Raw genomic sequence first — 26,754 nt, 5'->3', positions numbered from 1 at the left:
CCCACTGCATTCGCAAAATAACCCGCGGAATGTCGCGATTTGTCCGTCAGGAAGATGGGTCGACGGTCACCGAGCTTGCCTTTGTCCTGCCGTTGTTCCTTTTGATTTTCCTGGGTCTGATTGATTTCGGCAGATTGGCCTTCCACTATGTGGCGGCTGAAAAAACAGCACAGGTCGCCGCTCGGATGGCGGCCGTGATGCCACCCGCATGTGGCGGTGTGCCGACAACCAACGCCCGGGGAACCTATACCGATATCACCGGCCCGCGGTTCGGAACCAATTGCAGTTTCGCCGCTGGCGTCTGCGTCGAACCGGCAGCCACCGTATGCACCGGTGCGGCCCCCGCGAATGCAGCTGCCCAGACCACCGTGACCGACATCTGGAACATGCTTCAGTTTGCCGTTCCCAACGATCCCACCGCAACTTTCGACGAAAGCAACATCACGTTCACCTACGATTTCGACCCGGAAATGAATTTTCTGGGTGGCCCTTATGTGCCGATGGTCACAGTGACGATCGAAGAACTTCCGTTCCGGTTCGTCTCTCCGTTGGGTTCGATCGCAGCGCTGGTTTTGGGCGGCTCAACGCCAGAAACCGATGCGCTGACCACCGCGACAACGGGTTTCAAAATATTTTCCGACTTTAGCGCAACCCTTCCTGGCGAAGACCTCGCCAGCGGAGTCAACGGTTAAATTTCTAATCATGGGAGCTGAAGAATGACGCAAAAATCATTAGCCCTAATCTCTGACAATGAGGCGATTAAGAATTCAGTCGCCCAGGCCGTCGACCGGTTCGATGATCTTTCGCTAGAGACACATTCCGGGACCTTGTCTTCGGTAAATGGTCGCGCCTGTGATCTGATGGGTAAAAATGACCTGCTGGTGTTCAGCTTTTCAGGCGAATTGGAACTGGAAACTGTCAGCGATCTTCGTCGTGGCGCCGGTTCGCGCGGCACCTTGCTGGCACTTAGCGACCGTGACATCTCATTGACCGAAGCGCGTGCGCTGAGCAAATCGGGTGTGGATGAGATTCTGCCCTATCCCATCGGGCAGGACGAACTGGCCGACCAGATTCAACGTCTGACGGTTGACAAGTCCTTGCTGCCGACAATTTACTCGCCGCAACCGCAGCGGCTGGGACAGATCATTAGCGTATGCCCGGCCCGTGGTGGCATAGGCGCGTCGACGCTGTCCATCAACCTGGCCGACCAGTTGCAGGGTTATTCCGGCATCTTCCGGAAAAAGACGCAAAACAAGGTCGCCGTCGTAGATCTAGATTTGCAATTCGGCACGGTCGCGACGTCCTTGGACTTGCAGCCTTCTTCCGGGCTTTTGAGAATGGCCCAGGATGGGGTCATGCCGGACCGGACGTTCCTTCAGCAATCTCTGGTGCAACATGCGTCCGGTTTAGAAGTCCTGAGCGCGCCCGAGGAATTCATTCCTCTGGATGTTCTGACACGCGAACAGGTCAGCGCGTTGATCGAGACTCTGCGACTGGAATTCGACTTTGTCGTCATTGATCTGCCACGTGTACTGGTCGATTGGCTGGGCGCAGTTGTGACCGCGTCCGACCGGATGCTGATGGTGGGCGACAGCTCGGTCTCTTCGGTGCGTCAAGCCTGCCGTTTGATCGAATTCTTCACAAAAGAGCGGCTCGAACCTCCGGTTGAGATCGTCATCAGCCAGGAAACGAAACCGACATTCCGGTCAAGCCAACATGTCGAAGCCCAAAAGGCGCTGGAACGCGAATTGCGCTTTTGGCTGCCTAGCGACGCGCGCCACGCAAAGCAGGCGCTGGATCGGGGTCAGCTCTTGTCGCAGGCCTCAGGCAACTGTGCCTTGTCCAAGGCAATCCGCACAATGGGCCGGAAAATCATGAATGAAACCATGGTCGGCAAAACCGACCTGAGAAACAACGCAGCCTAATTGGAGTCAAAGGGATGTTTGAAAAGTTTACACGCGCCGGGCGAACCAATGAGGCCGAAGTTATCCATCTGAACCAGCATGCTGATCGACTGGCCGAGGACATTCAGCCAGACACCACAGAAGAAGATACCGAACTCGCGGACTGGCTTGAGCTAAAAAGCACTTTGCACGAGGCTTTGCTGGAACGGCTGAACCTTTCGGTGATCGAAAAGGTTGAAAAGGACGTGCTGCGGCGCGAAGTCGCCGGGGTTGTTGGTGGCGCTCTGTCCCAAACCGGCAGGCCGCTGAATACCGAAGACTTCAACCGCATCGTCGAAGAACTCTTGGACGAAATTCTGGGTTTTGGCCCATTGGAGCCATTGCTGGCCGATCCAACGATCAACGACATTCTGGTTAATGGTTATCAGACGGTCTATGTCGAACGCTCTGGTCTGCTGGAGCGCGTGCCGGTGCGGTTCCGCGATGAAAAGCACCTGCTGCGGGTTATCGACAAGATCGTCAGCAAGATCGGGCGGCGCGTCGATGAACGCCAACCTTGGGTGGATGCCCGGCTGGAAGATGGCAGCCGTGTCAACGCAATCATCCGCCCCTGTTCTATTGATGGCCCCAGCGTTTCAATCCGTAAATTCGCGCAGTCGAAGCTGACGATGGAAAAGCTGGTCGCAAATGGCGCTCTGAATGATGCCGCCGCGCGGTTCCTGCAATCGCTGGTCTATGCGCGCCTGAACGTTCTGATCGCCGGCGGGACGGGGTCGGGTAAGACAACGATGTTGAACGCCCTGTCTTCGTATATCGACCATGGCGAACGTGTCGTCACCATCGAAGACGCCGCAGAACTGCAACTCCAGCAGGAGCATGTCGTCCGCCTGGAAACACGCCCGCCGTCCCCGTCCGGCGACGGCCAGGTTATTCAGCGTGATCTGGTGCGCAACGCGCTGCGTATGCGTCCTGACAGGATCATTGTCGGCGAGGTTCGCGGAGCGGAAACATTCGACATGCTTCAGGCCATGAATACGGGCCATGATGGCTCGATGACAACTGTACATGCGAACTCGGCGCGCGATTCATTGGGTCGCCTAGAACAGATGGTCACGATGACGGGTATCGAATTTCCCGCCGCAGCCATTCGATCCCAGATTGCGTCGGGGCTGCACTTCATTGTGCATCTGTCGCGGTTGGCGGATGGTTCGCGCCGCGTCACCAGCATCTCGGAAATTACCGGGATGGAAGGTGAGATCATCACCATGCAGGACATCTTCGTATTCCAGAAAAAGGGGCGCGCGGAAAACGGCGAAGTGCTTGGTCAGTTTGTTCCCACCGGGATTCGCCCGAAATGCTATGATTTGCTGACAGCTGCTGGTGTCGATCTCGAACCCGAGATTTTCCGAGTATCAGGAGGCTGAGGCATGACCAGTATCAACACCGCAGAACTTCTTAACTATCTGACGCTGGCTTGCGTCTTCGTCGGAATTTTCATGCTGATTACCGGGGTGTTCCACTTTGCCCGTCGCGGTGAAAACCATGCAGAGGCCCGCAATCGCCGGATGCGCATGGTCCGGCAAGGCGTGTCCGATGAAGAACGGCTGGCCTTGCTGCTTCCTGAGACCCAGACAGGCTTTTTTGCGAAAATTCCGTTTTTTGGGAATTTGCCGGATACATTGATTCAGGCGGGACTGCATGTTTCAGCAAAGAATTTCGTGCTGCTTTGCCTGTTTGGTACTCTGGCGATCGCTACCGCCGGTATGATTTTCCTACCGCCTTGGCAAGCGGCTCCGATTGCGCTCATCCTGGGTGTAGTTTTGCCTGCTTTGATCGTGAAATCTCGGCAGGCTGAACGCCAAAAAGCTTTGACTAGTCAGTTGCCCGATGCACTAGAGCTGATGGCGCGCGGCCTGAGAATTGGCCATCCGGTCAACACCTCGATCAAAGCCGTCGCGGACGAGATGCAAGATCCGATAGGGTCCGAGTTTGGTATCATCTTCGACCAGATCAGCTTTGGTGATGAGCTTCCCGACGCGGTTCAGGACTTTGCAGACCGGGTCGGCTCGGAAGATGCACAATACCTGGCGGCGAGCATGGCGATCCAACACGGTACCGGTGGCGATCTGGAGCGGATCGTGTCCGTTCTGGCCACTGTTGTCAGACGGCGCATCGCGTTGCGCGCGCGGATCAAGGCCATTTCCGCAGAAGGACGGCTGTCCGGGTTTCTTCTGTCGATCATTCCGCTGGTGATCATGGGGTTAATGTCGATCAACGCGCCGGGATATTACACCGATGTCAGCGACGATCCCGCATTCATTAAACTTGCAGTGCTGGTTGTCGTTCTGATGGTCTCGAACGTCATCATCCTGCACAAACTCGTTAATTTCCGTATCTGAGGACAGTTTCATGGAAAATATTCTGGAAATCATTTCGCTTCGTTTCGGTTGGCCAGCCGAAACAATTCTGCTGACCGTCTTTGGCCTTGGCGTTTTGCTGGTGTTTGTTGCCGTAACCTCGGCGTTGAGCCGCCGCCATCCAGCGGCCGTCCGCATCGCCAATCTGCGCGCCCAAAGGTATGAAGCCCGCAATGACCGTGGACTGTTGCGGGAGACTCTCGTCACCCCTAAAGGTCTTTTTAAGGCCGCACTGCCCAGTAGGGAGGCTGAGCGGCGCAAGATCGAGGATCAGCTGATTCAGGCCGGGCTGACTGGTCGGAATGCCTTGCGTATCTACACACTAACGCGGGTTTGGCTTGGAATTTTCGTGCCTATGATTTTGGGTCTGCTCATCGTTGCCTCAAGAACGCCTGGCATCCCCGTTCCCAGCGCGATTACTGGCATTTTTGAATCCATCAGCAAAGCCAACGCTATTCAGCTTATTGGTTTGCTGACGGCGGTCGGATATTTTGTTCCCGCAGCCTGGTTGAAGCATCGCCGCAAAGAGCGTCAGCAACGTATCCGTGACGCATTTCCGAACGCCCTCGACCTGTTGCAGATATCACTTCATGCCGGTCTGGGCTTTGATGCCGCCATGACCCGGGTCGGGAACGAGCTGGCGCTGGCCTCCCCTGATCTGGCGTTTGAGTTTCTGAACACCCAGCACGAGATTCAGGCCGGGCGTCCCCGCGCAACTGCGCTGTCTGACATGGCGCGGCGTACAGGGGTTGATGAAATCCAGTCTTTTGCCACTGTTGTCCAGCAATCCATACGCTACGGGACCAGTATGTCCGAAGCTCTGACCACCTATGCGTCTGAAATGCGGGACTCACGCGAAACACGGGCACAGGAACTGGCAAACCAGCTACCAGTAAAGATGTCCGCTGTTCTGGCCGCGCTGATGCTGCCGACGCTGATCATCATTACCGCCGCACCTTCGATGATTCGATACTTCCGGGGCTTTGGGGCGTAGAATTGCCGGCCGTATCCGCCGTAATCGCGTGTTCGGGCAGTTCATGTTTCCAAAACGAGGACAAAACGGGCGTCTAGTTTCGGCAGATTTTGCCCAGTTTAGAGAGAAAAGAGTAAGCTTTTAGGTAGTTAAGTGGAGTCCGGCCACACAAAAAATCGCGACGCAATCGACGGGTGGGGGTGTTTGTCGAAAGGAGTGATCGGGTTTCGGTCAATGTTAAACGGTATGAATAGTTTGTTTTCGGCGCATCGTTTCGCGCCCGGTGCAATGGCACCAACGTCAGAACTTCTTAAAGTCGTAGCTGTCCTTTGCCAGGCGACTCAGGGGAAAGTCCCACTGCTAAATGCACTGCGCGAAACAGCTCGCGCAATTGATGCGGAAGTCGTTTCAATCAGCCGGGTGGACCTGCAAGGCAATCAGAATTCGGCAAAAGTGCTGAGCTACGACGCCAATCACAAGACGCCGGACAGTTTCAGCGGTTTCGACTTCTGCATCGCGCCTGCCATCTACGGCAACAACATGAGCCGGGCCAAACTGGGGTCGGCTTGGTTCGGCAAGCTCGATGACCTTTCTGAATACGAACATCTATCAGAGTTCTATGAGTTCCGCAGATTTTACGAGTCCGTATCCATTTTGCTGGAAAGGCAAAATGGTGTCGCCGACTTTCTGGAATTGCATTTTAGCCACCCCATCTCTTCGGCTGTGGTTGATATACTGAGCGTTCTGGGCCCTGTTCTGTCGGATTGCTGGAAGAAAAGATCTCTTGGTCGGTTTTCCGAAGCGAAGCAGAAAAACACGCGCCGAAAGCTTATCAAGAAAGAACCAAAAAGCATTTTGTCTATGGACAACCCTTGTCGGCTGAGCCGCTCGGAATATCGGGTTTGCGTTTTATTGGCGCGGGGATTGAACAACAACGCCTTGTTGTCCGAGTTGTCGATTTCAATTTCGACACTGCGTACGCATCTTCGCAATATCTACGTCAAAACAGAAACGTCCTCTCAACCCGAATTGATCCATGATTTGTTGACCCCGATGGTCAAGCGCCAATCGCTGACTGCGAGTAGCGAAAATGTCGCCTGAAGTCGCGCAGTTCGTCCCCTTGATCGTCATTACTCCGCTTTTGGCTGCAATGGCATGGAATGACCTGAAGAACCTCAGGATATCCAATAGGCTGGTGCTGATTATGCTCGCCGCTTTTGTCCTCTCCACGCCCGTGTTTCTATCCTTCCACGAGACGTTATACCGCGCGATCTTCGGCGTCGGCGTATTTGTCGTTGGTTTTCTTGGTTTCATGCTGCGCCTGTGGGGTGGAGGGGACGTAAAGGCAATCGCCGCGCTGACAATGTTTGTGCCCAGCTACTTTCTTTTGCTGTTCTTCTACACTTTCACCCTGTCCATGGTCGTGGGCATGCTGTTTGTGATCACAACCCGCTCGATAATTGGATTTCCGGAATGCCGCTGGCTCGCAATGCGACCAAAAGCCAGCTATCCGATGGGTGTATCGATAGCCATGTCGGGTGTGTTATTGCCCTTGGTTGCGATGGGTTTGGGGTAGAAATTTTAGGGTGGTCTTAGGCCTCGTAGCAAACAAAAATCGGTTGCTGGACTGCTATGGCAGAAAGGAAGCCCTTAAGGTTTTTGTCGTAGCAGGTGGCAACGCGTCTTCAGTCTTTCAACCAGCCAAACATGATCTGGTGTGGTGAGCACTACATCGCCTTATGAGCTGTGAGGAAAGTTCAATTTTTGCGGTTTTCAGGTTTTTGGCGACAACGCTTAGGCCAAATGGGTTTTGGGGTAAAACCGACAAACAGCACCGCGTTGGAGCCGAATGATCGCTTAGCAATTGGAAGGCTCTCCAATTTGCGTCTGCAAAGAATGTCCGGTTGACGCCATTGCTCCGGATGCTGGGCATCGATTCAATGGCTGCAAAGAGGCTAAATGTCGTAATTAGGTGCTTGAGTGCGAACAGCTGCTTAGTCCCGCATCTCGGAATTTGCAAAGCTCAGTTGTGAATGTCCGCTTCGGGCTGTGTCCGGTCCTACGGTGAAAGTGGGCCAATGGCGGCTCTGTCCCGCAAAGCGGTCTTTCGCAGAAACTGTGCGAACGTTTGCATCGAGCCCAAAGCTACCGCTCAAAATCGCCGTAATCTTTTTCTCCTGAAGCCCATTCGGCCTTTGAACCAAAGGTAAATTCTTAGCAGTTAGTATTCAGAAAATGGGTCTTGTCAGACGAACTTTGGTTGAGCGGGGCAGGGGTGTTGCGTAGTTTTTGCCCATGACCAATCCGGCCTCTTTCAAGTACTTCAAAACCAGACCAGAGATCATCCGCCGTGCGGTGATGCTGTACATCCGTTTCCCTCTCTCGCTTCGGAATGTTGAAGACCTGCTGCACGCACGAGGCATCGACGTGAGCCACGAAACTGTCCGATATTGGTGGAACAGGTTTGGCCCGATGTTTACTGCTGAGATCAGACGAAAGCGTGTTCAGCAGCAGCACGCATTCTCGAAATGGAAGTGGCACGTGGACGAGGTTTTCGTGAGGGTAAATGGCAAGCGGAATTATCTTTGGCGGGCTGTTGATCACGAAGGCGAGGTGCTGGAAGCCGTTGTTACCAAACGCCGAAACAAGCAGGCAGCATTGAAATTCCTCAAGAAATTGATGAAGCGACACGGAAAAGCGGAAAATGTCGTCGCGGATCGCTTCGCCTCATACAGAGCCGCGCTCAGAGAACTGGGTGCATTCGAAAAACAGCAAACGGGCAGGTGGCTCAACAACCGCGTCGAGAACTCGCACCTGCCGTTTCGACGACGCGAACGCGCGATGCAGCGTTTCAGGCGCATGCGAAGTTTGCAGAAGTTCGCCGCCGTCCATTCCTCCATCTACAACCACTTCAACCAGGAAAGATCGCTAGCCAGCCGAGACACCTTCAAGCTGACTCGCGCCGCCGCTCTTAGCGAGTGGCGTCAACTTTGTTCCGGATAGGTTCGCGGTTTCCGCGGCAAACTGAGACTGGTTCGAATTCGTCTGACAGCACCGCATTGAGCCCAACCTGCTCGTTCGTCAGGTTGCAGCGAATGGCCGATTCTAGTCGCCGTCGACACCCGCAGACCGCATCGACAGGATTTGTGAACGGCTACGCCAATCATGACGAGGAGCACGCCGAGGACATCCACAGCGCTCGGAACCTGACGCAAGACCGTCGCGACGATGATCGTAGCGGTCGCTGGCAGATGAGCCATAAGGAACGCGAAGCTGGCACGTGGCAAGCGGGCCATCGCGAGCTGATCGCAGACATAGGAGATTAACGAGGAAAAGATGCCGACGCCGATCCCGGTCAGTACCAGCGAGGGCGCACCAAAATCGTCGAGGGCTTGCGGGAAACCTATGGGCATCACAAATATAAAGGCCGCTGTCGAGACAGCGCCAAGGCGCTCCACACCGCCCGACGCGCCACCTTCGGAAATCTTGTGGCCGAAGATGATGTAGAGAACGAAAAGCGAGCTGTTCAGCACCGCCCAGAACAGGCCAAGAAGATCAGAAATGAGATCAGGTCCATCTGCTGCCAGTAGCGACGGCACGTCAATCAGGAGGGCTACGCCGATGATTGCGAAGGCAAAGGCAAGATAGTTGCGCCCAGTACGTACGCCCAAAAGAGCAATAACGATGGTACTGACGAATTCGATGGCTGCAACGAGCGCAATCGGCAGCCGGTCGAAGCCCATCTTTCTTCCCAAGCCTGGGAAGAGGTCAGAGAAATCCGCAAAAAACGACCTTTGTGAACTTTCCAGGTTCGGTCAATTACATGCTTCATCTGGAGCATTTTTTTGACGGAGTCACATTCGCTAGGCTGGGCGAGCAAGAAAACGACTGGCGAAAGCGTAGACACAAATTACTTGAGAGAACGCGGGACAAATCGCCTGCGACTGCCACTCTGGCGGGGTGAGTAACACTCAATTCAACATCTCCCCAATTTGGCCGACTCTCAACGTTCCGCCTACAGCAACCTCAACATAGACACCCATGTCCGTATGACCCATCAACTTCCGAATTAGATAGGGTATCTTCAGGTCCCGCTTAGCCGTTTCCGGGTTCACTTCAGTGGCTGCACACCTTTTCGTACGTGAGAGTATCTTTAACTCAACATCGCCAAATCTAAAAACTGATCCAGCTTCATCCAACTCAGAAAACGGGGGTAAACCGTCCATCTCGATATTCGCCCGGAAGCGCGCTGGGTGGACTTCCGCGTTCAGTTTTTCACCTAACTTTTCCACAGACGCCAGATTTAGAACGGATATCGCGTTCATCATTTTAGGTGACACGACAGATACATCTGTAAACCGATGCGGAGCGGACGAAACGAAATTTGGTGGTTCGGGGTCTTTTAGGTCGATCTCCGAAGACAGGAAACTCACCGCATTCATCCGATCTTCTGGTGCTTGCATATTAAAGCTGCGTGTTTTGCCGCTCGCTTTGATCTCAAGATATTGGGTCTCAACATTAAAATTTGTCTTAACGCCTGCAAGCGCAGCTTCATTCAACAAAACAACAAAGCGATCTTTCGGGAGCGGCTGCGGGTTATGTACGTCGAAACCGGAGTTGTATCGAGCAAATCCGAACAGACGGTCACCTGGAATGCCATCTCCTGAACGCAGCGTTACAGTTTGCATGGGCTCGGCGCTCAAGCCTTTTATTGGGTAGCGGTTCAATCTTACGATAGAGAGAGTTTTCATACGTTTGCACCTGACCAAACGAGTTATGCACGATCCCGAGTGGTGCGTGCTTTTTGAAGCTATCTCCAATTCTCCTAGGTATCGACTAAATAATCTGTGAGTGCTTCAGCAGCGGGTTCGCTAAACGTGTTGGAACCATGATGGCCGCCAAAGTGGGCCGCGCCAGTTTTTGTCGATATGGCAATTTAAAACCTTACTGCCGAAAATAGATGCACATCAAAGAAAACAAACAATTTCTATTAAAATCATAGGTTAAGACAACAAGTTCAACGAACTTCCCTGCTCATCTGAGGTACGAACCTCAAATATTTCTGGACATGAGGTGCGTACCTCAAATAGCCTTGGAAGTATGCCGCGATTCGCACATCCTCGATTGACGGCGCAAAAAGGGAGGAATGGATGACTTACACAAAACTGGCTTCGGCCAGCGCAATAGTCCTTGCCGCTACTACTCTTTCTACCAAGGCAAATGCTGAAGATCTGACGCTATGTTGGGCTGCATGGGATCCGGCCAACGCGCTTGTCGAACTATCCAAGGAATTCGAAGCAGAATCCGGCCACACGATGAACTTCGAATTTGTTCCGTGGCCAAATTTTGCGGACCGTATGCTGAACGAGCTGAACTCTGGGGGTAAGCTCTGCGACCTACTGATCGGTGACAGCCAATGGATCGGCGGCGGCGCTGAGAATGGTCATTACGTCCAGCTGAACGACTTCTTCGATGCTGAAGGCATCAGCATGGACGATTTCGCACCGGCCACTGTTTACGCTTACTCGACCTGGCCCAAAGGTACACCAAACTACTACGCGCTGCCTGCGATGGGCGATGCAAACGGCTGGTTCTATCGCAAGGACTGGTTCGAAAATCCCGAAATCCAAGCTGCATACAAGGAGGCGACTGGTCAGGACCTACGTGAACCTCAGTCTCAGAAAGAGTTGTTGCAGATCGCCCAGTTCTTTCAGGGTCGTGAAATCGACGGCAAGACTGTCTACGGTGCAGCAATCTTTACCGAACGCGGCTCGGAAGGGATCACCATGGGTGTGACCGGAGCGCTGTATCCATGGGGTTTCAAATACGAAAACACCCCGGGCTCATATGACATGGAAGGTGCTGTAAACTCACCGGAAGCTGTTGAAGCTCTAGAATTTTACAAGGAATTCTACAAAACGGCGACACCTCCGGGATATACCAACTCTTACATGGGTGAGAGCCTGGATGCCTTTAAGTCCGGTCAGGTCGCCATGGCGATGAACTGGTTTGCGTTCTTCCCAGGTCTCTATGCCGACCCCAATACCGGCGGTGACAAGATCGACTTCTTTGTAAACCCGCCACAAAATCAGGCAGGTTCAACGCTTGGCGGACAAGGCATTTCTGTTGTCAGCTACTCTGACAAACAGGACGCCGCCCTTGAATACATCAAGTGGTTCGCACAGCCAGAAGTGCAGGCCAAATGGTGGGAGCTAGGCGGCTATTCGGCACATAACTCCGTGCTGCAAGATCCTGGTTTCGTGGACAGCCAACCGTTTGCCGGTGACTTCCTTGAAGCAATGGCTGGAGTTCAGGATTTCTGGCAAGAGCCTGCCTACGCGGAACTCCTGCTGGCCATGCAGAAACGCATCCACGACTACGTGGTTGCTGATCAAGGTACAGCTCAAGAAGCGCTTGATCTTCTGATTGAAGATTGGACGGAAGTCTTCGAAGACGAAGGCAAGCTGTAGTCCGGACAAAGGCAGGAGCGGGTGCTATCCCGCTCCACCTTCACCCGTGAGTCCTAAACCAACAAGAACTGGCAAAGAGATGTCTGACAGGACCGTAGATCGCGTTGCGCAGGCAACGCCCGAGCGAGTTGCGCGAAAAATACGAGGTTTATCCGATCGCGCGATCGCCTGGATATTCATCTCCCCAACGATATTCCTATTGCTGGCGATCAACATCTTTCCGTTGATCTGGACCATCCAACTGAGCTTTACCAACTACAAGGCCAACCGGATCGGGCGCGAAGTCAAAGATGTCGGGCTCAGGAATTACGAGCGTATTCTGACAGACTCGGACACCTGGCTAAATATGCAGGCGACGGCGCACTTCCTGTTCTGGACGATTTTTTTCCAGGTCTTGATCGGGTTTACTCTGGCCTGGTTGCTCAACAAGAAATTCAAGGGCAACGATCTTTGGACAACGATCATCGTGCTGCCGATGATGCTGTCTCCTGCAGTCGTCGGGAACTTCTGGAAGTTCCTGTATCAACCTCAAATCGGGCTGTTTAACTACATCGTGTCCTGGTTTACAGGCAAAGACCCATCGAGCTTTGAAATGCTCGGATCCGTCAATCTGGCCCCTTGGGCGATCGTGATTGTCGACACCTGGATGTGGACCCCCTTCGTGATGCTAATCTGTCTGGCCGGGCTGCGCAGCATTCCCGATTACATCTACGAGGCGGCTGAGATCGACAGGGCCAGCAAGCTGCGGCAGTTCTTCACAATCACCATTCCGATGGTGCTACCGTTCCTGATGCTCGCGGTGCTGTTTCGAGGAATCGAGAACTTCAAGATGTTCGATCTGGTGGTTCAGCTAACCGGCGGGGGGCCGGGGTCTGTTACGGAACTCACCTCGATCAACCTGAAACGCGAAGCCTTTGAGAAGTGGCGTACGGGCTATGCGTCAGCCTATGCGATTATCCTTTTCGTCACCGTGTTCGGCCTTGCGTCGATCTACGTCAAAGCCCTGAACAAGGTGAAACAGAGATGAGCAGTTTTTCCGTCACTGAACCTTCAAACCGGTCCAAGTGGATCGCAGGCTTTCTGGTCATCGGCTATGCGATGATTACGATGATCCCACTGGTATGGATCTTGCTGACGGGTTTCAAATCTCCGGCCGATGCGATCAGCTACCCGCCCAAAGTGGTCTTTGACCCAACGCTTGAAGGGTATGTAAATCTATTCACCACGCGCACGCGGCAGACGCAGGAGTTTTTGGAAGCGAACCCGCCGCAGAACTGGACCGATGAAATCGTCCGCCAGTACGACATGGTGATTGTAGGACCATCGAAGTTCGGCGAGCGCTTTATGAATTCGGTTATCATCGGATTTGGCTCGACGTTCTTGAGTATCTTCCTAGGCACTCTGGCCGCCTATGCATTCAGCAGGTTCAAGGTCCCACTCAAGGACGACCTTCTGTTCTTCATCCTGAGTACAAGGATGATGCCACCAGTTGCTGTCGCAATCCCAATCTTCCTGATGTTCAGAAACCTTGGATTAAGCGACACGCATCTTGGAATGATCCTGCTATATACGGGTGTAAATATTTCCTTGGCGGTCTGGTTGCTAAAAGGCTTCATTGACGAAATCCCAAGAGAGTACGAAGAAGCCGCGCTCATAGATGGCTACACACGGTTTCAGGCGTTTTACAAAGTGGTGCTGCCGCAAGCCGCGACCGGCATAGCCTCAACAGCTATCTTTTGCTTGATCTTCGCCTGGAATGAGTACGCGTTTGCCGTGCTGCTGACATCCGCGAACGCGCAGACTGCACCACCGTTCATCCCAACCATTATCGGTATTGGCGGCCTGGATTGGCCTGCTGTGGCGGCAGGTGCCACGATCTTCCTGATCCCTGTCATGATATTCACCATCCTGATGCGCAAACACTTGCTGCGTGGGATCACATTCGGAGCCGTACGCAAATGAGCGGGTTTCTTAACGGATTGTTGCGATTTCGCCGCGGCCCATGGGAGATGGTCGCAACCATCCTTATTGCGCTGGGTGTCTTTATGCTGATGCAGCCCTTTGTCCTTTGGGCCTTCACCTACTCTTTCATCGTCACGCTGATCGGAACCGTCATGTTCATCATCGTCAGCCATTTCCCGGAGTAGAAATGGCCCAGATCGTAGTCAAAAACGTAAAGAAGATGTTCGGCGATTTCACGGCTGTTCGCGAAAGCTCGTTCACGATTGAGGACGGTGAGTTTTTCATGTTGCTAGGGCCCTCTGGCTGCGGAAAAACGACGACACTGCGGATGATCGCAGGCTTGGAACTTCCAACGTCAGGTGAAATCTACCTGGACGGTGAGGAGATCAGCCAGCGGCCCCCATCAGAGCGAGACATTGCATTCGTGTTCCAGATGTTTGCGCTGTATCCTCACATGAACGTGCGCAAAAATATCAGCTACCCCCTGATATCGCAGGGCATGCCGCGTGCTGCGGTCAAAGCCAAAGTAGAGGAAGTCGCGGGAATTCTGGGGATCAACGACATTCTCGATAGCCCCGTAGGTGGACTGTCAGGTGGCGACAGGCAGCGCGTGGCGCTGGGCCGCGCGATCGTTCGCGAACCCAAAGCGTTCATGATGGACGAACCGCTGGGCGCCTTGGATGCCGAGTTTCGGGAGCATATGGCCGAAGAATTGCGCGCGCTTCATGATCGCATGGGCGCAACCACTGTTTACGTCACACACGATCAGTTAGAAGCCATGCAAATGGGCGACAAGATCGTTGTGATGAACAACGCTGTGATCGAGCAATTCGGTACACCCCAGGAAATCTACGACAAACCAGCGACGATGTTCGTTGCGGATTTTATCGGGTCTCCTTCGATGAATTTCCTGCCGTTTGAGGGAAAGGTCGAGCCTGGTTCGGAAATGGTTCGGCTGAATGGCCATGACGAAGCCGTGCCGAGGTTGATGGAAGGGGCGGAAGGTGACTTGGTTTTTGGCGTTCGCCCCGAGCATGTTTTTCTGTCGGATGGGAGCGAATACCGGGCCAGAGTCCTGGCAGCAGAATACCTGGGGACCACCCAAATCGTTACACTGCAAAGCCCGAACGGTGAACTGAAAGCGCGAATTGATGCACGCGAGGTCGTCAGTCCCGGTGAGACCGTTGGATTGGAGTTCCGCTCACCTGCTGTAACCCTTTTTGAAAGATCCACCGGACGCGCGTTGAGGTCCGCTCTGAACGACGAGGTACTGAGCAATGGCTGAAGTCGTTTTGGAGAATATCTCGAAGTCATTTGGCAACGTCAAAGCGGTGGACGGTATTTCGATGACGATCCCCAACGGTGCCTTTGTGGTGTTGTTGGGTCCGACTGGCGCTGGAAAAACAACGACGCTGAGATTGATATCCGGGCTTGAGAAACTGGACTCTGGATCAGTACGCATTGCCGGGCGTGACGTCGGTATAGATACACCTGCCCAGCGCGATGTGGCGATGGTCTTCCAGCAATACTCGCTGTACCCGCATATGACGGTGCGCGAGAACCTGTCTTTCCCTTTGCGGTCGCCGATCCTGAAGACACCAGAGGATGAGATCACGAGGAAGGTTAACGAAGTCGCTGAGATCCTGCAAATTCCGCACAAGCTGGACAACAAAGCCACTGAACTGTCCGGCGGTGAAATGCAGCGCGTTTCAATCGGACGTGCGCTTGTGCGTGACCCACAGATTTTCCTGATGGATGAACCGCTCAGCTCTTTGGACGCCAAGCTTCGGGCGGATTTGCGGGTCGAGCTTAAAAGGATTCAGGCCGATCTGGGGTCGACCTTACTGTACGTGACGCATGATCAGGTCGAAGCCATGACAATGGCGACACATATCGGCGTTTTGGAAAACGGCAGGCTGGTTCAATACGGAACACCCCGGGACATCTATGAAAACCCGGGCAGTGTTTACGTCGCCAGCCGGTTGGGACTGCCACGGATCAACATCCTGCCGTCCGAGTTGTTCGGAGGCGATCACAAAGGCCCGCAGATCGGCCTGCGCCCGGAAAACATCATCGAAGGCGAAGGCAGCGAGGCGCGCGTGATACGCGCCGAGCATCTGGGAGACCAAACACGGCTGCATTTGGATCTGAATGGTCACCCGGTGGTGACCCTGATCGATGTCCATCAGGACTACCCATCTGGAAAGATTATAAAAATCCGCCCCCACAACCCGTTGTATTTTGACGCGTCCGGCGCGCGTGTGAATTAAGGAGCAAAAGCATGGCCCAGTTCCTCAACACAAAAGAAACCCTGGTAACCGAGGCGATAGACGGCCTTCTGACCTCCTCCGGAGGACAACTTATCCGGTTGGACGGCTACCCGCACATCAAGGTTGTCTTGAGGTCAGATTGGGACAAGTCGAAAGTCGCTTTGGTGTCCGGCGGAGGGTCTGGTCACGAACCCGCCCATGCGGGCTTTGTTGGCGCCGGTATGCTGACAGCTGCAGTATGTGGGGAAGTGTTTGCGTCCCCGTCAGTCGAAGCGGTTCTGGCAGGTATTCTTGCGGTCACAGGTGAGGCAGGGTGCCTGCTTATTGTCAAGAATTACACTGGAGATCGATTGAATTTTGGACTGGCAGCGGAACGCGCCCGCGCATTGGGCCGCAAGGTTGAAATGGTCGTTGTCGATGATGACATCGCCCTACCCGACCTTCCGCAACCACGTGGCGTGGCGGGTACGTTGTTCGTTCACAAAATAGCCGGAGCGCTTGCTGAAAGCGGTGCTGACCTAGATACCGTTACCACCGCAGCAAGAAACACCATAGCAAAGGTTGTCAGCATCGGAATGAGCTTGGACACCTGTACCGTTCCGGGTTCTCCAAAAGAAGACCGGATTGCCCCTGGCAAAGCAGAGCTTGGATTGGGCATCCATGGCGAACCTGGTGTACAGCAAGTCGAGTTCTCAAATGCCGTATCGGCTATGTCCACAGTAGTGGAGAAGCTGAAGCAAAGGGTGGGCACCGGGGACTGTGTGGCGTTGGTCAACAACCTAGGCTCTACAACTCCGCTGGAAATGGCTGTCCTCACACATGCCTTGTTCGAGACTGGTATTGCCCATCATATAATTGGCCCGGCACCAATGATGACATCGCTGGATATGCACGGGTTTTCGGTTTCCATTCTGCCTGTAGATCAGGACGATTTGTCAGCCCTTGAAGCACCCGTTGATCTGGCCGCGTGGCCCGGGGTGAATTCCATCGACCCGATCAAAGTTGCACCATTGCCTGATGGCCTGACTCCGATCGATCCAATCCCCTCGCACAATCCCACCACAAGGGAAACGATCACCCGGCTGTCTGAATTGCTCATCAACGCAGAGAAGAATCTAAACGAGCTAGACGCGAAATCTGGGGATGGCGATACAGGAAGCACATTGGCGACTGCCGCAAGAGCATTGCAAGGAAGTCTTGACCGCATGCCGCTTGCCGATTTGACACAACTGTTTCCGGCGTTGGGCAATGAGTTAAGCCAGACAATGGGTGGTTCTTCCGGCGTGATACTTGCAATTTTCTTCAACGCAGCTGGAGATGCCTGTGCGAGCGGGGCTTCGGTATCGAAGTCTCTGGTTGAAGGTCTGAATCGCGTCAGCCAGGTTGGGGGCGCCAAGGTCGGTGACAGGACAATGATTGACGCTCTGGCACCGGCGCTTGCGGCACTGCCATCTGGTCTGACGCATGCGGCCGAGGCTGCCCGCGAAGGCGCGAACAACACCGCGAATATTCGTCGTGCGAAGGCAGGCCGCGCGGCCTATGTTCCCGAAGAAAACCTTGTTGGACATAACGATCCCGGCGCTGAGGCTGTTGCTTTGTTGTTTGAAGGCTTAGCGCGGGAGATTGAGGGCTGAAGAACACGTGGAAGACCAAAAACAAAGATTAGAATTGGTGAAAAAGCCAACCGTTAATGACATCGCGCGCGTTGCGGGTGTTAGCCTAGCGACTGTTGACCGGGTCTTGAACAGACGTCCCGGCGTTCGGGCCGTAACCGTACAGAAAGTGCAAAAGGCAATTGATGAGCTGGGATATGTTCGCGATACCGCTGCGGCCAACCTTGCACGAAACCGAGTTTACAACTTCCTCTTTGTTCTGCCGGACACGGACAACGAGTTTGTAGAGGCAATCAGCAGCCAGATCGCAGATCAATCCCCTGACCAATTTATCGAGCGGACCCGCATTGCGATAAAGAAGGTCGCGCCGTTCGAGCCGCAAGATATCGTCAACATTCTGGATGCTGTCGACAGTTTGGATGTAGACGGAGTCGCAGTTTTCGGACCCGAAACGCCTTCTGTCCGGGATGCCGTAAAAAGGCTCAGGGACAAAGGCGTTCCGGTGGTCGCCTTGGTGTCTGACTTGCCCAGTTCTGAGCGAGACCACTTTGTGGGAATTGATAACGTTTCGGCAGGACGAACCGCCGCTCAGCTGATGGGTAGATTTGTCCATCGCGAAGGCAAGGTCTTGGTTCTCACAGGATCCCGATTGGCGCGTGACCATCTCGAGCGTCGCCAAGGCTTTGACCTTGTTGTGGCTGAGGAATTTCCGCACCTCCAAGTCGTAGCGTCTGTCGAGGGCCGGGATGACCCGGATCTGATTTACAAGATGATGCCCGAAATCTTTGAAACCTATCCGGATCTGGTCGGAATATACTCGTCAGCAGCGGGCAACGCAGGCCTGATTCAATTTCTTTCAGAGAACAAGCTCAGCAAAGATCTGGTGATTATAGCTCATGAGCTTACTCCACTCAGTCGTGAGGCGCTTAGGCTTGGCACATTTGACGCCTTAATCTCGCAAGACACTGGGCACATTGTTCGTTCGGCCGTTCGCCTGTTGCGTGCGACTTCGGACAAAGTCCCGTTCAACAAAGCTCAGGAACGTATCCGTATCGATATCTATCTAAAGGAAAATTTACCGCCATAGAGGCTTAGGTTTTGGGGAGGAAATTTTATGAAAACGATCAAAGGTCCAGCTTTGTTTCTTGCACAGTTTGCGGGGGACGAAGCGCCGTTCAATTCGTGGGACGCGATCACAAAATGGGCGGCTGATTGTGGATACAAAGGCGTTCAGGTTCCCAGTTGGGATGGACGGTTGTTCGACTTAGAACAGGCCGCTTCTAGCAGAGGTTATTGCGATGACTTCAAAGGCAAAGCCAGGGAAAATGGTGTCGAAGTCACGGAACTTTCAACACACCTTCAGGGCCAGCTTGTGGCTGTTCACCCAGCCTATGACAGTGCGTTTGATGGCTTTGCGGCCGAAAGCGTCCGGGGGAACCCGAAAGCCCGACAAGAATGGGCCGTGGACCAGGTCAAAAAAGCGCTGTCCGCTTCGAAAAATTTGGGCATTTCGGCACATGCGACATTCTCAGGCGCGCTGGCATGGCCATATGTCTATCCTTGGCCGCAGCGCCCTGCCGGCTTGATTGAAACGGCATTTGATGAGCTTGCGCGTCGCTGGGTGCCCATCCTGAATCACGCTGATGAATGCGGTGTCGATGTCTGCTATGAAATCCACCCCGGAGAGGACCTCCACGATGGTGTTACGTACGAGATGTTTCTCGAGCGGACAGGCAATCACCCACGGGCCTGCATGCTATACGACCCGTCGCATTACGTGCTGCAATGCCTCGACTATCTGGACAATATCGACATCTACAAAGATCGGATCCGGATGTTCCATGTCAAAGATGCCGAGTTCAATCCAACCGGCCGGCAGGGTGTTTATTCCGGGTATCAAAGCTGGGTAGATCGGGCCGGGCGGTTCCGCTCACTGGGCGATGGTCAGGTGGATTTCGGGGCTGTGTTCTCAAAAATGGCCGCGAATGACTTTGATGGCTGGGCTGTGGTCGAATGGGAGTGCTGTCTCAAGCACCCCGAAGATGGAGCGCGCGAGGGCGCTCAGTTTGTGTCAGATCACATCATCCGTGTGACCGAGAAAGCCTTTGATGATTTCGCTGATGGTGGCGCAGACGAAGCCGCCAATCGTAAAATGCTGGGGATTGAGTGATGGTCACAGGACGCAGTGAAGAAACCTCGGGTCGTATTCGCCTTGGCATGGTTGGTGGCGGAAACGACGCCTTCATAGGCGGCGTTCATCGCATAGCCGCGCGACTGGACGACAAGTTCGAGCTGGTAGCCGGTGCTTTGTCTTCAACGCCAGAGAAATCTCTTGAAAGTGGGCAAGCATTGGGGCTTGAACGGGTCTATGAAGACTTCAAACAAATGGCAATCAGGGAAGCTCGGCTGAAATCTGGGATCGAGGCCGTCTCAATTGTCACGCCAAATAACGTTCACTATGCAGCTGCGCGTGAGTTCCTGAAACGCGGTATTCACGTCATTTGTGACAAGCCACTCACCTCGACACTTGCCGATGCAAAAAAGCTGGTCAAAGCAGCAGAAAGCGCGAATGCTCTATTCATTTTGACCCACAATTACACAGGTTATTCAATGGTTCGGCAGGCGCGTGAAATGGTTGCCAACGGCGATATTGGCAAGATCCGCGTAGTTCAGGTTGAGTACCCGCAGGATTGGCTGACCGAGCAGCAGGATTTCAAACAGGCGGAGTGGCGAACCGATCCAGAACGCTCGGGCGCGGGTGGATCAACCGGTGACATCGGAACCCATGCTTACAACCTCGCATGCTTTGTAACCGGGCTTAATGCGGAAAGCCTGGCGGCAGACTTGCAGGCCTTTGTGCCGGGGCGCAAAGTCGATGACAATGCGCACGTCTTGCTTCGCTTCGAAGGCGGAGCGCGTGGTATGCTGTGGTCTTCTCAGGTGGCCCCCGGCAATGAAAACGCACTTCGTTTGCGCGTCTATGGCGAAAAAGGTGGGTTGGAGTGGTCTCAGGAAGATCCCAATTACCTGTGGTTCACGCCCTACAACGAACCCAAGCGTCTGATCACACGAAATGGAGCTGGAGCTGGTGACGCTGCAAATCGGTTGAGCAGGGTCCCTCCGGGCCATCCCGAGGGGTATCTTGAAGGTTTCGCCAATATCTATGGAGAGGCTGCTGAGGCGATCCAAGCTTTCCGAAATGGGATTTCAACCGACGCGTCCGTTGTTTATCCAACGGTTCATGACGGGCTTAATGGCGTAAAATTTGTTGCCGCGTGCGTGCAAAGCTCTTCAAGGAATGCAGCTTGGGTCAGCTTAACGTAAAATCTGGTTGTTGGCATAAGGCAGAAATCTTGGGAGGCATCGAGCGTATCTGCAAAAAAACCGAAGCGCGCGCAACCTATAGGTGCACGCTCCGGTACAACGAACCGCGAACGTCTTTGAAGAGGTTTTTTGTGACCCGAAGAACCAATCGACTTCCATCCGAGTCTACTAGATGGGAATGTCCGCTTTGTGCGCGCAGCAAAGGTTGAATGAATTCTGCCGAACGTCTGCAGCGAGCCCAAAGACGACATAGATATAGATTTTGAGAGCTGCGTTCTTCGCTCAGGGCGAATACCTGAATTTAGCAGCAATCGAAGAAACTCGCGTTGACTTTGACTGGTTTTGGGTTCCGAGTGAAATTAGAAACAGCTTACAGGACCATGGGAATCTCAAGCGTAATGCTCGCTCCTCTTTCGACTTGGTTGATTTCGATCATTCCTCCGTGGCGCTCCGCCACTGCGGATACGATTGACAACCCCAATCCGCTGCCCTCCGAATATTCCAACTGAGAAAACCGATTAAATGCCGCTTCGCTTTGGTCTGGCGACAGGCCAGCACCGTCATCGGCCACGGTTAGATTGACGTATTTGCCGTCACACCGCAGCACCACTGAAATTTGGCTCAACATTGTGCCACCGTGTTTGATTGCGTTGTCCAACAGGTTCTTTAGAGCCTCAATCAGAAAGACCCGGTCACCGGTTACCGGGACCGCCGTCTCAGGTATCGTGACGTCGAACTCGATACCCTTTGCTAGGATGTGAACTCCCATCTCCGCGCAGGCCTCCTCAACGACCGAGCGGAAGTCAATTTTATCCATTTGGTCTTGGTGCGTCGGCTGCCTGAGCCTTTCAAGTGATAACAGCTGTTCCGCCACTGTCGCTGAGTTTTTTGCAGCCGCAACAAGCTCGGAGATGCGTTTTTCTCGGTCGCCATCCGTTTTCGCGTCCTGCAGCGCTTCGGCCATCGATTGCACCGCGGCCGCTGGGTTCCGCAGCTGATGTGCAGCTTCGGATATAAACACTTGATGGGCGTTGATACTTTTTTCCACCTGACCAAAAAGCCGGTTCAGGGTTCTAACAACACCCTGAACTTCGATCGGGACAGGGCGCTTAATCTCACTGAGGTCATCTGGTGAACGCAGGTCAATTGCGTCCTGCAAATCCAGCAAAGGCCTCAGGCCACGAGCGACGCCGAACCAAACTACAATGGCGAGCGTGGCCAGCAGAATTCCCATGAGAATTCCAGCGCGGATTGACAGTTCATTCGCAAACGCATTGCGATCCGCCATACGATGCCAGACTGTAACTGTCGCATCTCCGATTAGATTTTCTATGGTCACTCGTTCCGTCATCTTAAGAACGCGGACCGGTTCTTGGCGGTAAAGTGCTTCGAAAAACTGCGGCTTGTACACCTCTTCAGCAGTCGGGTTGGTGGCTGCCGGAGGGTAGGCATAGCCTGTCACATAGATGCCGCCGGGTCCCGTCACGTGGTAAAAAATCTCTCCGCCTGACGCGTCACGGATCATGCTGCGTGTCGTTGGTGACAGTGCGTCACCGCCTGAAATCGCAACATCTCGCGATATTGCGAGACCAGCAGATAACAGGCTGTCGTCGAACAATTCCTGAGCCGTTTTCTGCGCAATCATAAAGCGCCAAAGACCAAGCAGAGCGGCAATTAGTATCAAGGGGGTTAGGATAAGAATGAACAGTCTTAACCTGAGCGAGCCGTGATTGATCACTTCTGCACCTCAAGCAGATACCCGAGACCACGGGCTGTTTTAATTCCAATACCGAGATCTTGAAGACGTTTTCTCAGCCGAGATACATGAGGCTCAACTGCCGAGGCCTCGACATCGGCACCCACGCCATAGACGTAATCTGTAAGCTGGCTTTTGGGAACAATTCTGCCCCTGCGCTCCAACAGGCATTCAAGCACCGCGATTTCCCGCCGCGGTATATCCATAACTTCGCCTCGGACACTGACCTGACGTGCGGCGCGGTCGAACTCTAGGCCTCCGATGCTCTCCTTAGCTCCGTAGTCGAGATCTTTGCGTCGAGAAAGCGCCCGGATGCGTGCTTCCAGCTCGTCCATTTCGAACGGCTTAACCAGATAATCATCTGCACCCATATCCAAACCTGAAACCCGGTCGCTTGTTTCGGCACGTGCTGTAAGCAAGATCACCGGTACGCCATCGCCACGATTGCGAAGAGATTTCAGGATCTCCAGCCCAGATTGTCCGGGCAAATTTATATCCAGAACAACCAAGTCTGCGCCTTCTTGCGCAAGATACAAGTCAGCCTCGTCGCCGTCCGCAAGCACTTCTGCCGCATGACCGCGGTCACGCAGACGATACGCAATAGCGTTGGCGAGGGTCTCGTTATCCTCGATTATGACGATCCGCATTCGGGCTCCTGCAAGTTTCGCGCAAGGTTGGCGCTCCATGATTGCCAGATGGGAGGGGGAATCAACCCCACAGTTCTATTTGCGATCACGGTGGCGCAGAGGGCGCTAGCGTGGTTGTCTGGTCAACAGGGAGGAACCAATGACCATTTCCAACTTCACCCGTCGCGCCGTCGTGGGGCTGATCGCCGCGGCCGGTATCGCCGCACCTGCCGCTGCCGAGGTCGATTTCTCGGGCAAGACCATTGAATGGGTCATCCCGTTCTCGGAAACGGGTGGCTCCGCCAAATGGGCCAACTTCTTTGCGCCACTTCTGTCCGAAGCCCTGCCGGGCCAACCCACTGTTGTTGTGAAATTTATGCCGGGCGCTGGTTCAACCAAAGGCGCAAACTGGTTCCAGGAGCAGAGCCATAATGACGGCACGCTGCTGTTTGGCACCTCCGGTTCAACTCAATTCCCATATCTGCTGAGCGATCCTCGCGTGCGCTATGAATACAACGACTGGATCCCGGTTATGGCGTCGGGAACCGGTGGTGTTGCCTATCTGAATGCCGAAGACGGAGCAAAGTTTGATGGTTCCGCGAACGCACTGAAAGACACAAACTTCATTTACGGATCGCAGGGCGCGACACGCCTTGACCTTGTGCCGCTGCTGGCATGGCAAATGCTGGGCATGAGTGTTGAGCCTGTTTTTGGCATCAAAGGCCGTGGCGATGGTCGTCTGATGTTCGAGCGAGGTGAAGCCAACATCGATTATCAGACCTCGTCCGGCTATCTGGGTGGATCGGCCCCGCTGGTTGAATCCGGTCAGGCCGTGCCGATGATGACCTGGGGGGCGCTGGATGCGGATGGTAATATCGTCCGTGACCCGACCTTCCCAGATATCCCGACATTTAAGGAAGTATGTGAAGCCACCGATGGTTGTGAAACCAGCGGTGAGGCATGGGATGCGTGGAAAGCGTTCTTTGTAGCCGGGTTCCCGGTTCAGAAGCTGGCGTTCCTGCCGGGTGATACACCTCAGGAAGTGGTCGACGCATACACAGCAGCGTTCCAGGCTGTGACGGAGCGCGGCGACTTTGCCGACATCTCCTCAAAGCGCGTGGGCAAATACCCAGTGTTCGTAGGTGACGGCTCTAAAGCGGCATTGCAAACCGCGACAAACGTCGACGACAACGCCAAAGCCTACGTTCTGAACTGGCTCAAAGAAGCCTATGGTGTCGAGCTGAACTAAGCCCAAACACCACCGCGCGTGCCCCAATGTCGGGCGCGCGCTTTTCCAAACACAAGACAATTTATGAAAGGCGGCCGCTATGGAGGTTTTCGCCACAGCTGTTCCTGCGCTTAGTGACGCGTGGGGTCTGATCCTGCAACCTATCGTTCTGGGATATCTTGTTCTCGGTGTCGTTATGGGACTGGCCGTAGGTGTTTTCCCTGGGCTTGGCGGTATTGCTGGTCTGTCCCTATTGCTGCCTTTCATGTTCGGTATGGACCCGATCCTTGGATTGGCGTTGATGATCGGGATGGTCGCCGTTGTGCCGACCTCTGACACCTTCGCGTCAGTTCTTATGGGCATCCCAGGTAGCTCTGCCTCGCAGGCTACGGTGTTGGATGGTTTCCCGATGGCGAAGAAAGGCGAAGCCGCGCGGGCATTGTCAGCGGCCTTTGCTTCATCGCTTTTCGGCGGTTTGGTCGGTGCAACTTTTTTGACCATGTTCATCCTGGTCGCGCGGCCCATCGTTCTGGCATTTGGTCTGCCCGAGATGCTGATGATCACCATTCTTGGCTTGTCGATGGTCGCTATCTTAGCCGGACGTATCCCACTGAAGGGTGTCGCGGCCGCAGGGCTGGGTTTGATGGTCGGTACGATTGGCGAGGCGGACGCAGGCGGGTCGCTGCGTATGGCGACTTATGACATTCCCTACCTGACCGATGGTTTGAAGTTGGTCATCGTTGGCTTGGGTATTTTTGCGGTGCCGGAAATCGTCTCGCTGCTGCGTCAAGACCGATCCATTGCTAAGGGTGCCTCACTGGGCGCGGGCTGGCTTGATGGCGTCAAAGACTGGGCTGCAAACATCTGGTTGTCAGTCCGCTGTTCAATCATTGGCGTGGTTGTCGGTGTCATTCCCGGCCTTGGTGGCTCGGTTGTTGACTGGATCGCTTATGGCCATTCGGTTCAATCGACTAAAGATAAAAGCAACTTCGGCAAGGGTGAAGTGCGGGGTGTCATTGGACCGGAAAGTTCGAACAACGCCAAAGAAGGTGGAGGGCTGGTTCCAACCCTGCTGTTCGGCATTCCCGGTTCCGGCTCTATGGCAATCTTCATCGGTGCGGTCGCCCTGTTGGGGTCCGGCGATATCGAGGTCGGCCCAAGCATGCTCAAGGACAACCTCGATATTACGTATTCGATCGTCTGGCTGCTGGCATTGGCCAACGTGGTCGGCACCATCCTATGCATCGCGGCCTCCGGCGGTATCGCCAAGCTCACGACGATCCGCTTCACTTATCTGGCGCCATTCCTATTCATGCTGATCAGCTTCGCAGCGTTCCAGTCCGGACAAAACTTCGAAGACCTTCTGGCCCTGTTTGTCATCGGCTTGATCGGTATCTTCCTGCGCCGCTTTGACTGGTCGCGCCCGGCCTTTCTGATCGGCTTCGTTCTGTCGAACCCGGTTGAGAAATTCACCAACCAGGCGTTCCAGATCGCTTCGTTCCGCTTCCGCAAAAGCTTTGCAGAAGGCATGGAATATGTCTTTAGCCCGATCGTGATCGTCCTGATCGTGGTCACTGTGGTTTCGGTCATTCTGGGCATTCGGCAGGCCAAGATGATCATGGCCGAAGGTGAGGTCAAATCCGGAAGCAAGCGCGCGCCGCTGATCTTTTTGCTAGTGATCATGGCCTATCTGATCGTGGCGTTGGTCAATGCCAACATGATCCCTGACTACAACATGACCGACAAGATCATCCCGCTTGTGATCGGCAGCGTGTCGCTGTTCTGCTGCGTCATTCTGTTGATCCAGATGATGCGGCGACCCGAGGGGGATGCGATCTTTGCTGACAAGGAACTCGCCGGCGAAGATGCGAGCGCGCCACATGGACTTTGGTCAACGCTCGCCTGGTTTGCAGGTTTGATCGCGGCCACTTGGGTAGTGGGTTTTATCCTAGCCCTGATCGGGTTCCTGATCGCATTTTTCCGCATTCGCGCCGGGTCCAGCTGGCAGATGACGCTGCTCCTGACGGCTTGTGGCATCGGTTTCATGTGCTTCATGGCCGGCGCTTTGAACAGGGATTTCCCGCCGGGTCTGCTGCAAGACATGGTGAACCTGCCATGGCCGCTCAATTAAGCGCTCCACGGTTGCCCGGCCGGCCAATCTGGCGGGCTGGGCAGCGCTGAAATTCGAAATATCAACGGTTTGTAAAGGAG

Annotated in this window: 24 protein-coding genes; 20 read left to right on the top strand and 4 right to left on the bottom strand. The window is 54.2% G+C overall.

Annotated features, from left to right (window positions below; genetic code table 11):
• Positions 1-29 precede the first annotated feature (29 nt).
• The 8 genes from GOV85_RS17455 (at position 30) to GOV85_RS17420 (ending at position 8,297) form a co-directional block, all read left to right on the top strand.
• Positions 30-692 (top strand): TadE/TadG family type IV pilus assembly protein, encoded by a 663-nt coding sequence (locus tag GOV85_RS17455; RefSeq protein WP_171180507.1) that lies wholly within the window; start codon positions 30-32, stop codon positions 690-692.
• Positions 693-716: 24 nt separating this feature from the next.
• On the top strand, positions 717-1,925 hold the full coding sequence (locus GOV85_RS17450; protein WP_171180505.1) for an AAA family ATPase: 1,209 nt from the start codon (positions 717-719) through the stop codon (positions 1,923-1,925).
• Between the two features lie 14 nt (positions 1,926-1,939).
• Positions 1,940-3,328: a CpaF family protein gene (locus tag GOV85_RS17445; protein ID WP_171180503.1), complete on the top strand. Its 1,389-nt coding sequence runs from the start codon at positions 1,940-1,942 to the stop codon at positions 3,326-3,328.
• Positions 3,329-3,331: 3 nt separating this feature from the next.
• The gene (locus GOV85_RS17440) at positions 3,332-4,303 is read left to right on the top strand and encodes a type II secretion system F family protein (protein ID WP_171180501.1); all 972 of its coding nucleotides are present in this window, start codon (positions 3,332-3,334) and stop codon (positions 4,301-4,303) included.
• A gap of 10 nt (positions 4,304-4,313) precedes the next feature.
• Positions 4,314-5,315, top strand: a complete 1,002-nt coding sequence (locus GOV85_RS17435) for a type II secretion system F family protein (protein WP_171180493.1) — start codon at positions 4,314-4,316, stop codon at positions 5,313-5,315.
• Positions 5,316-5,540: 225 nt separating this feature from the next.
• Complete coding sequence (locus GOV85_RS17430; protein ID WP_171180491.1) at positions 5,541-6,395, top strand: LuxR family transcriptional regulator; 855 nt, start codon at positions 5,541-5,543, stop codon at positions 6,393-6,395.
• On the top strand, positions 6,385-6,870 hold the full coding sequence (locus GOV85_RS17425) for a prepilin peptidase (protein ID WP_171180488.1): 486 nt from the start codon (positions 6,385-6,387) through the stop codon (positions 6,868-6,870). Before GOV85_RS17430 ends, GOV85_RS17425 begins: the two co-directional genes overlap by 11 nt.
• Positions 6,871-7,589: 719 nt before the next feature.
• Entirely contained in the window at positions 7,590-8,297 is a 708-nt protein-coding gene (locus GOV85_RS17420) for an IS6 family transposase (protein WP_171180486.1), read from the top strand.
• Here the strand turns inward: GOV85_RS17420 and GOV85_RS17415 are convergent.
• Positions 8,279-9,037 (bottom strand): DMT family transporter, encoded by a 759-nt coding sequence (locus GOV85_RS17415; RefSeq protein ID WP_245223252.1) that lies wholly within the window; start codon positions 9,035-9,037, stop codon positions 8,279-8,281. The two genes, GOV85_RS17420 and GOV85_RS17415, sit on opposite strands and share 19 nt — an antisense overlap.
• Before the next feature lie 228 nt (positions 9,038-9,265).
• Complete coding sequence (locus tag GOV85_RS17410) at positions 9,266-10,045, bottom strand: MOSC domain-containing protein (protein WP_171180484.1); 780 nt, start codon at positions 10,043-10,045, stop codon at positions 9,266-9,268.
• A 399-nt stretch (positions 10,046-10,444) separates the two neighbouring features.
• On the opposite strand from GOV85_RS17410, the gene GOV85_RS17405 reads away from it, so the two are divergent.
• From GOV85_RS17405 to GOV85_RS17360, 10 genes are all read left to right on the top strand, one after another.
• Positions 10,445-11,764 carry an ABC transporter substrate-binding protein gene (locus GOV85_RS17405; protein ID WP_171180483.1) on the top strand — a complete coding sequence of 440 codons (1,320 nt, stop codon included), beginning with the start codon at positions 10,445-10,447 and terminating at the stop codon, positions 11,762-11,764.
• Positions 11,765-11,843: 79 nt separating this feature from the next.
• The gene (locus tag GOV85_RS17400; protein WP_171180480.1) at positions 11,844-12,791 is read left to right on the top strand and encodes a carbohydrate ABC transporter permease; all 948 of its coding nucleotides are present in this window, start codon (positions 11,844-11,846) and stop codon (positions 12,789-12,791) included.
• Complete coding sequence (locus GOV85_RS17395) at positions 12,788-13,726, top strand: carbohydrate ABC transporter permease (RefSeq protein WP_171180478.1); 939 nt, start codon at positions 12,788-12,790, stop codon at positions 13,724-13,726. The genes GOV85_RS17400 and GOV85_RS17395 overlap by 4 nt, the downstream gene beginning before the upstream one ends.
• Positions 13,723-13,911, top strand: coding sequence for a hypothetical protein (locus tag GOV85_RS17390; protein ID WP_171180476.1), 189 nt, complete (start codon positions 13,723-13,725; stop codon positions 13,909-13,911). The genes GOV85_RS17395 and GOV85_RS17390 overlap by 4 nt, the downstream gene beginning before the upstream one ends.
• 2 nt (positions 13,912-13,913) lie before the next feature.
• Entirely contained in the window at positions 13,914-15,011 is a 1,098-nt protein-coding gene (locus GOV85_RS17385) for an ABC transporter ATP-binding protein (protein WP_171180474.1), read from the top strand.
• A complete protein-coding gene (locus GOV85_RS17380; RefSeq protein WP_171180472.1) occupies positions 15,004-15,996 on the top strand; it encodes an ABC transporter ATP-binding protein in 993 nt (330 codons plus the stop codon). Before GOV85_RS17385 ends, GOV85_RS17380 begins: the two co-directional genes overlap by 8 nt.
• An 11-nt stretch (positions 15,997-16,007) precedes the next feature.
• Complete coding sequence (locus tag GOV85_RS17375) at positions 16,008-17,630, top strand: dihydroxyacetone kinase subunit DhaK (protein WP_171180470.1); 1,623 nt, start codon at positions 16,008-16,010, stop codon at positions 17,628-17,630.
• A 37-nt stretch (positions 17,631-17,667) separates the two neighbouring features.
• The gene (locus tag GOV85_RS17370; RefSeq protein WP_348540123.1) at positions 17,668-18,696 is read left to right on the top strand and encodes a LacI family DNA-binding transcriptional regulator; all 1,029 of its coding nucleotides are present in this window, start codon (positions 17,668-17,670) and stop codon (positions 18,694-18,696) included.
• 27 nt (positions 18,697-18,723) lie between these two features.
• A complete protein-coding gene (locus GOV85_RS17365) occupies positions 18,724-19,779 on the top strand; it encodes a sugar phosphate isomerase/epimerase (protein WP_171180466.1) in 1,056 nt (351 codons plus the stop codon).
• Entirely contained in the window at positions 19,779-20,933 is a 1,155-nt protein-coding gene (locus GOV85_RS17360; protein WP_171180464.1) for a Gfo/Idh/MocA family protein, read from the top strand. The genes GOV85_RS17365 and GOV85_RS17360 overlap by 1 nt, the downstream gene beginning before the upstream one ends.
• A 370-nt stretch (positions 20,934-21,303) precedes the next feature.
• Here the strand turns inward: GOV85_RS17360 and GOV85_RS17355 are convergent, their stop codons facing one another.
• Positions 21,304-22,671 carry a sensor histidine kinase gene (locus GOV85_RS17355; protein WP_348540124.1) on the bottom strand — a complete coding sequence of 456 codons (1,368 nt, stop codon included), beginning with the start codon at positions 22,669-22,671 and terminating at the stop codon, positions 21,304-21,306.
• The gene (locus GOV85_RS17350) at positions 22,668-23,336 is read right to left on the bottom strand and encodes a response regulator transcription factor (protein WP_171180462.1); all 669 of its coding nucleotides are present in this window, start codon (positions 23,334-23,336) and stop codon (positions 22,668-22,670) included. Before GOV85_RS17350 ends, GOV85_RS17355 begins: the two co-directional genes overlap by 4 nt.
• 139 nt (positions 23,337-23,475) lie before the next feature.
• Between GOV85_RS17350 and GOV85_RS17345 the strand changes: the two genes are divergently transcribed.
• Entirely contained in the window at positions 23,476-24,564 is a 1,089-nt protein-coding gene (locus GOV85_RS17345) for a tricarboxylate transporter (RefSeq protein WP_171180460.1), read from the top strand.
• 79 nt (positions 24,565-24,643) lie between these two features.
• Positions 24,644-26,674: a tripartite tricarboxylate transporter permease gene (locus GOV85_RS17340; protein WP_171180458.1), complete on the top strand. Its 2,031-nt coding sequence runs from the start codon at positions 24,644-24,646 to the stop codon at positions 26,672-26,674.
• The last annotated feature ends 80 nt before the right edge of the window (positions 26,675-26,754 follow it).

Source organism: Ruegeria sp. HKCCA4633 (genome assembly GCF_013034605.1).
Taxonomy (GTDB): Bacteria; Pseudomonadota; Alphaproteobacteria; order Rhodobacterales; family Rhodobacteraceae; genus Ruegeria.
This window is presented reverse-complemented; position numbering and strand designations above follow the sequence as displayed.

What these genes read in the sequence shown, in the direction of transcription:
- GOV85_RS17360 (WP_171180464.1), top strand. Translation starts at nt 19,779, where the DNA reads ATGGTCACAGGACGCAGTGAAGAAACCTCGGGTCGTATTCGCCTTGGC.
- GOV85_RS17420 (WP_171180486.1), top strand. Translation starts at nt 7,590, where the DNA reads ATGACCAATCCGGCCTCTTTCAAGTACTTCAAAACCAGACCAGAGATC.
- GOV85_RS17450 (WP_171180505.1), top strand. Translation starts at nt 717, where the DNA reads ATGACGCAAAAATCATTAGCCCTAATCTCTGACAATGAGGCGATTAAG.
- GOV85_RS17425 (WP_171180488.1), top strand. Translation starts at nt 6,385, where the DNA reads ATGTCGCCTGAAGTCGCGCAGTTCGTCCCCTTGATCGTCATTACTCCG.
- GOV85_RS17440 (WP_171180501.1), top strand. Translation starts at nt 3,332, where the DNA reads ATGACCAGTATCAACACCGCAGAACTTCTTAACTATCTGACGCTGGCT.
- GOV85_RS17385 (WP_171180474.1), top strand. Translation starts at nt 13,914, where the DNA reads ATGGCCCAGATCGTAGTCAAAAACGTAAAGAAGATGTTCGGCGATTTC.
- GOV85_RS17380 (WP_171180472.1), top strand. Translation starts at nt 15,004, where the DNA reads ATGGCTGAAGTCGTTTTGGAGAATATCTCGAAGTCATTTGGCAACGTC.
- GOV85_RS17340 (WP_171180458.1), top strand. Translation starts at nt 24,644, where the DNA reads ATGGAGGTTTTCGCCACAGCTGTTCCTGCGCTTAGTGACGCGTGGGGT.
- GOV85_RS17405 (WP_171180483.1), top strand. Translation starts at nt 10,445, where the DNA reads ATGACTTACACAAAACTGGCTTCGGCCAGCGCAATAGTCCTTGCCGCT.
- GOV85_RS17395 (WP_171180478.1), top strand. Translation starts at nt 12,788, where the DNA reads ATGAGCAGTTTTTCCGTCACTGAACCTTCAAACCGGTCCAAGTGGATC.
- GOV85_RS17390 (WP_171180476.1), top strand. Translation starts at nt 13,723, where the DNA reads ATGAGCGGGTTTCTTAACGGATTGTTGCGATTTCGCCGCGGCCCATGG.
- GOV85_RS17415 (WP_245223252.1), bottom strand. Translation starts at nt 9,037, where the DNA reads ATGGGCTTCGACCGGCTGCCGATTGCGCTCGTTGCAGCCATCGAATTC.
- GOV85_RS17445 (WP_171180503.1), top strand. Translation starts at nt 1,940, where the DNA reads ATGTTTGAAAAGTTTACACGCGCCGGGCGAACCAATGAGGCCGAAGTT.
- GOV85_RS17350 (WP_171180462.1), bottom strand. Translation starts at nt 23,336, where the DNA reads ATGCGGATCGTCATAATCGAGGATAACGAGACCCTCGCCAACGCTATT.
- GOV85_RS17365 (WP_171180466.1), top strand. Translation starts at nt 18,724, where the DNA reads ATGAAAACGATCAAAGGTCCAGCTTTGTTTCTTGCACAGTTTGCGGGG.
- GOV85_RS17345 (WP_171180460.1), top strand. Translation starts at nt 23,476, where the DNA reads ATGACCATTTCCAACTTCACCCGTCGCGCCGTCGTGGGGCTGATCGCC.
- GOV85_RS17410 (WP_171180484.1), bottom strand. Translation starts at nt 10,045, where the DNA reads ATGAAAACTCTCTCTATCGTAAGATTGAACCGCTACCCAATAAAAGGC.
- GOV85_RS17375 (WP_171180470.1), top strand. Translation starts at nt 16,008, where the DNA reads ATGGCCCAGTTCCTCAACACAAAAGAAACCCTGGTAACCGAGGCGATA.
- GOV85_RS17430 (WP_171180491.1), top strand. Translation starts at nt 5,541, where the DNA reads ATGAATAGTTTGTTTTCGGCGCATCGTTTCGCGCCCGGTGCAATGGCA.
- GOV85_RS17435 (WP_171180493.1), top strand. Translation starts at nt 4,314, where the DNA reads ATGGAAAATATTCTGGAAATCATTTCGCTTCGTTTCGGTTGGCCAGCC.
- GOV85_RS17400 (WP_171180480.1), top strand. Translation starts at nt 11,844, where the DNA reads ATGTCTGACAGGACCGTAGATCGCGTTGCGCAGGCAACGCCCGAGCGA.
- GOV85_RS17455 (WP_171180507.1), top strand. Translation starts at nt 30, where the DNA reads ATGTCGCGATTTGTCCGTCAGGAAGATGGGTCGACGGTCACCGAGCTT.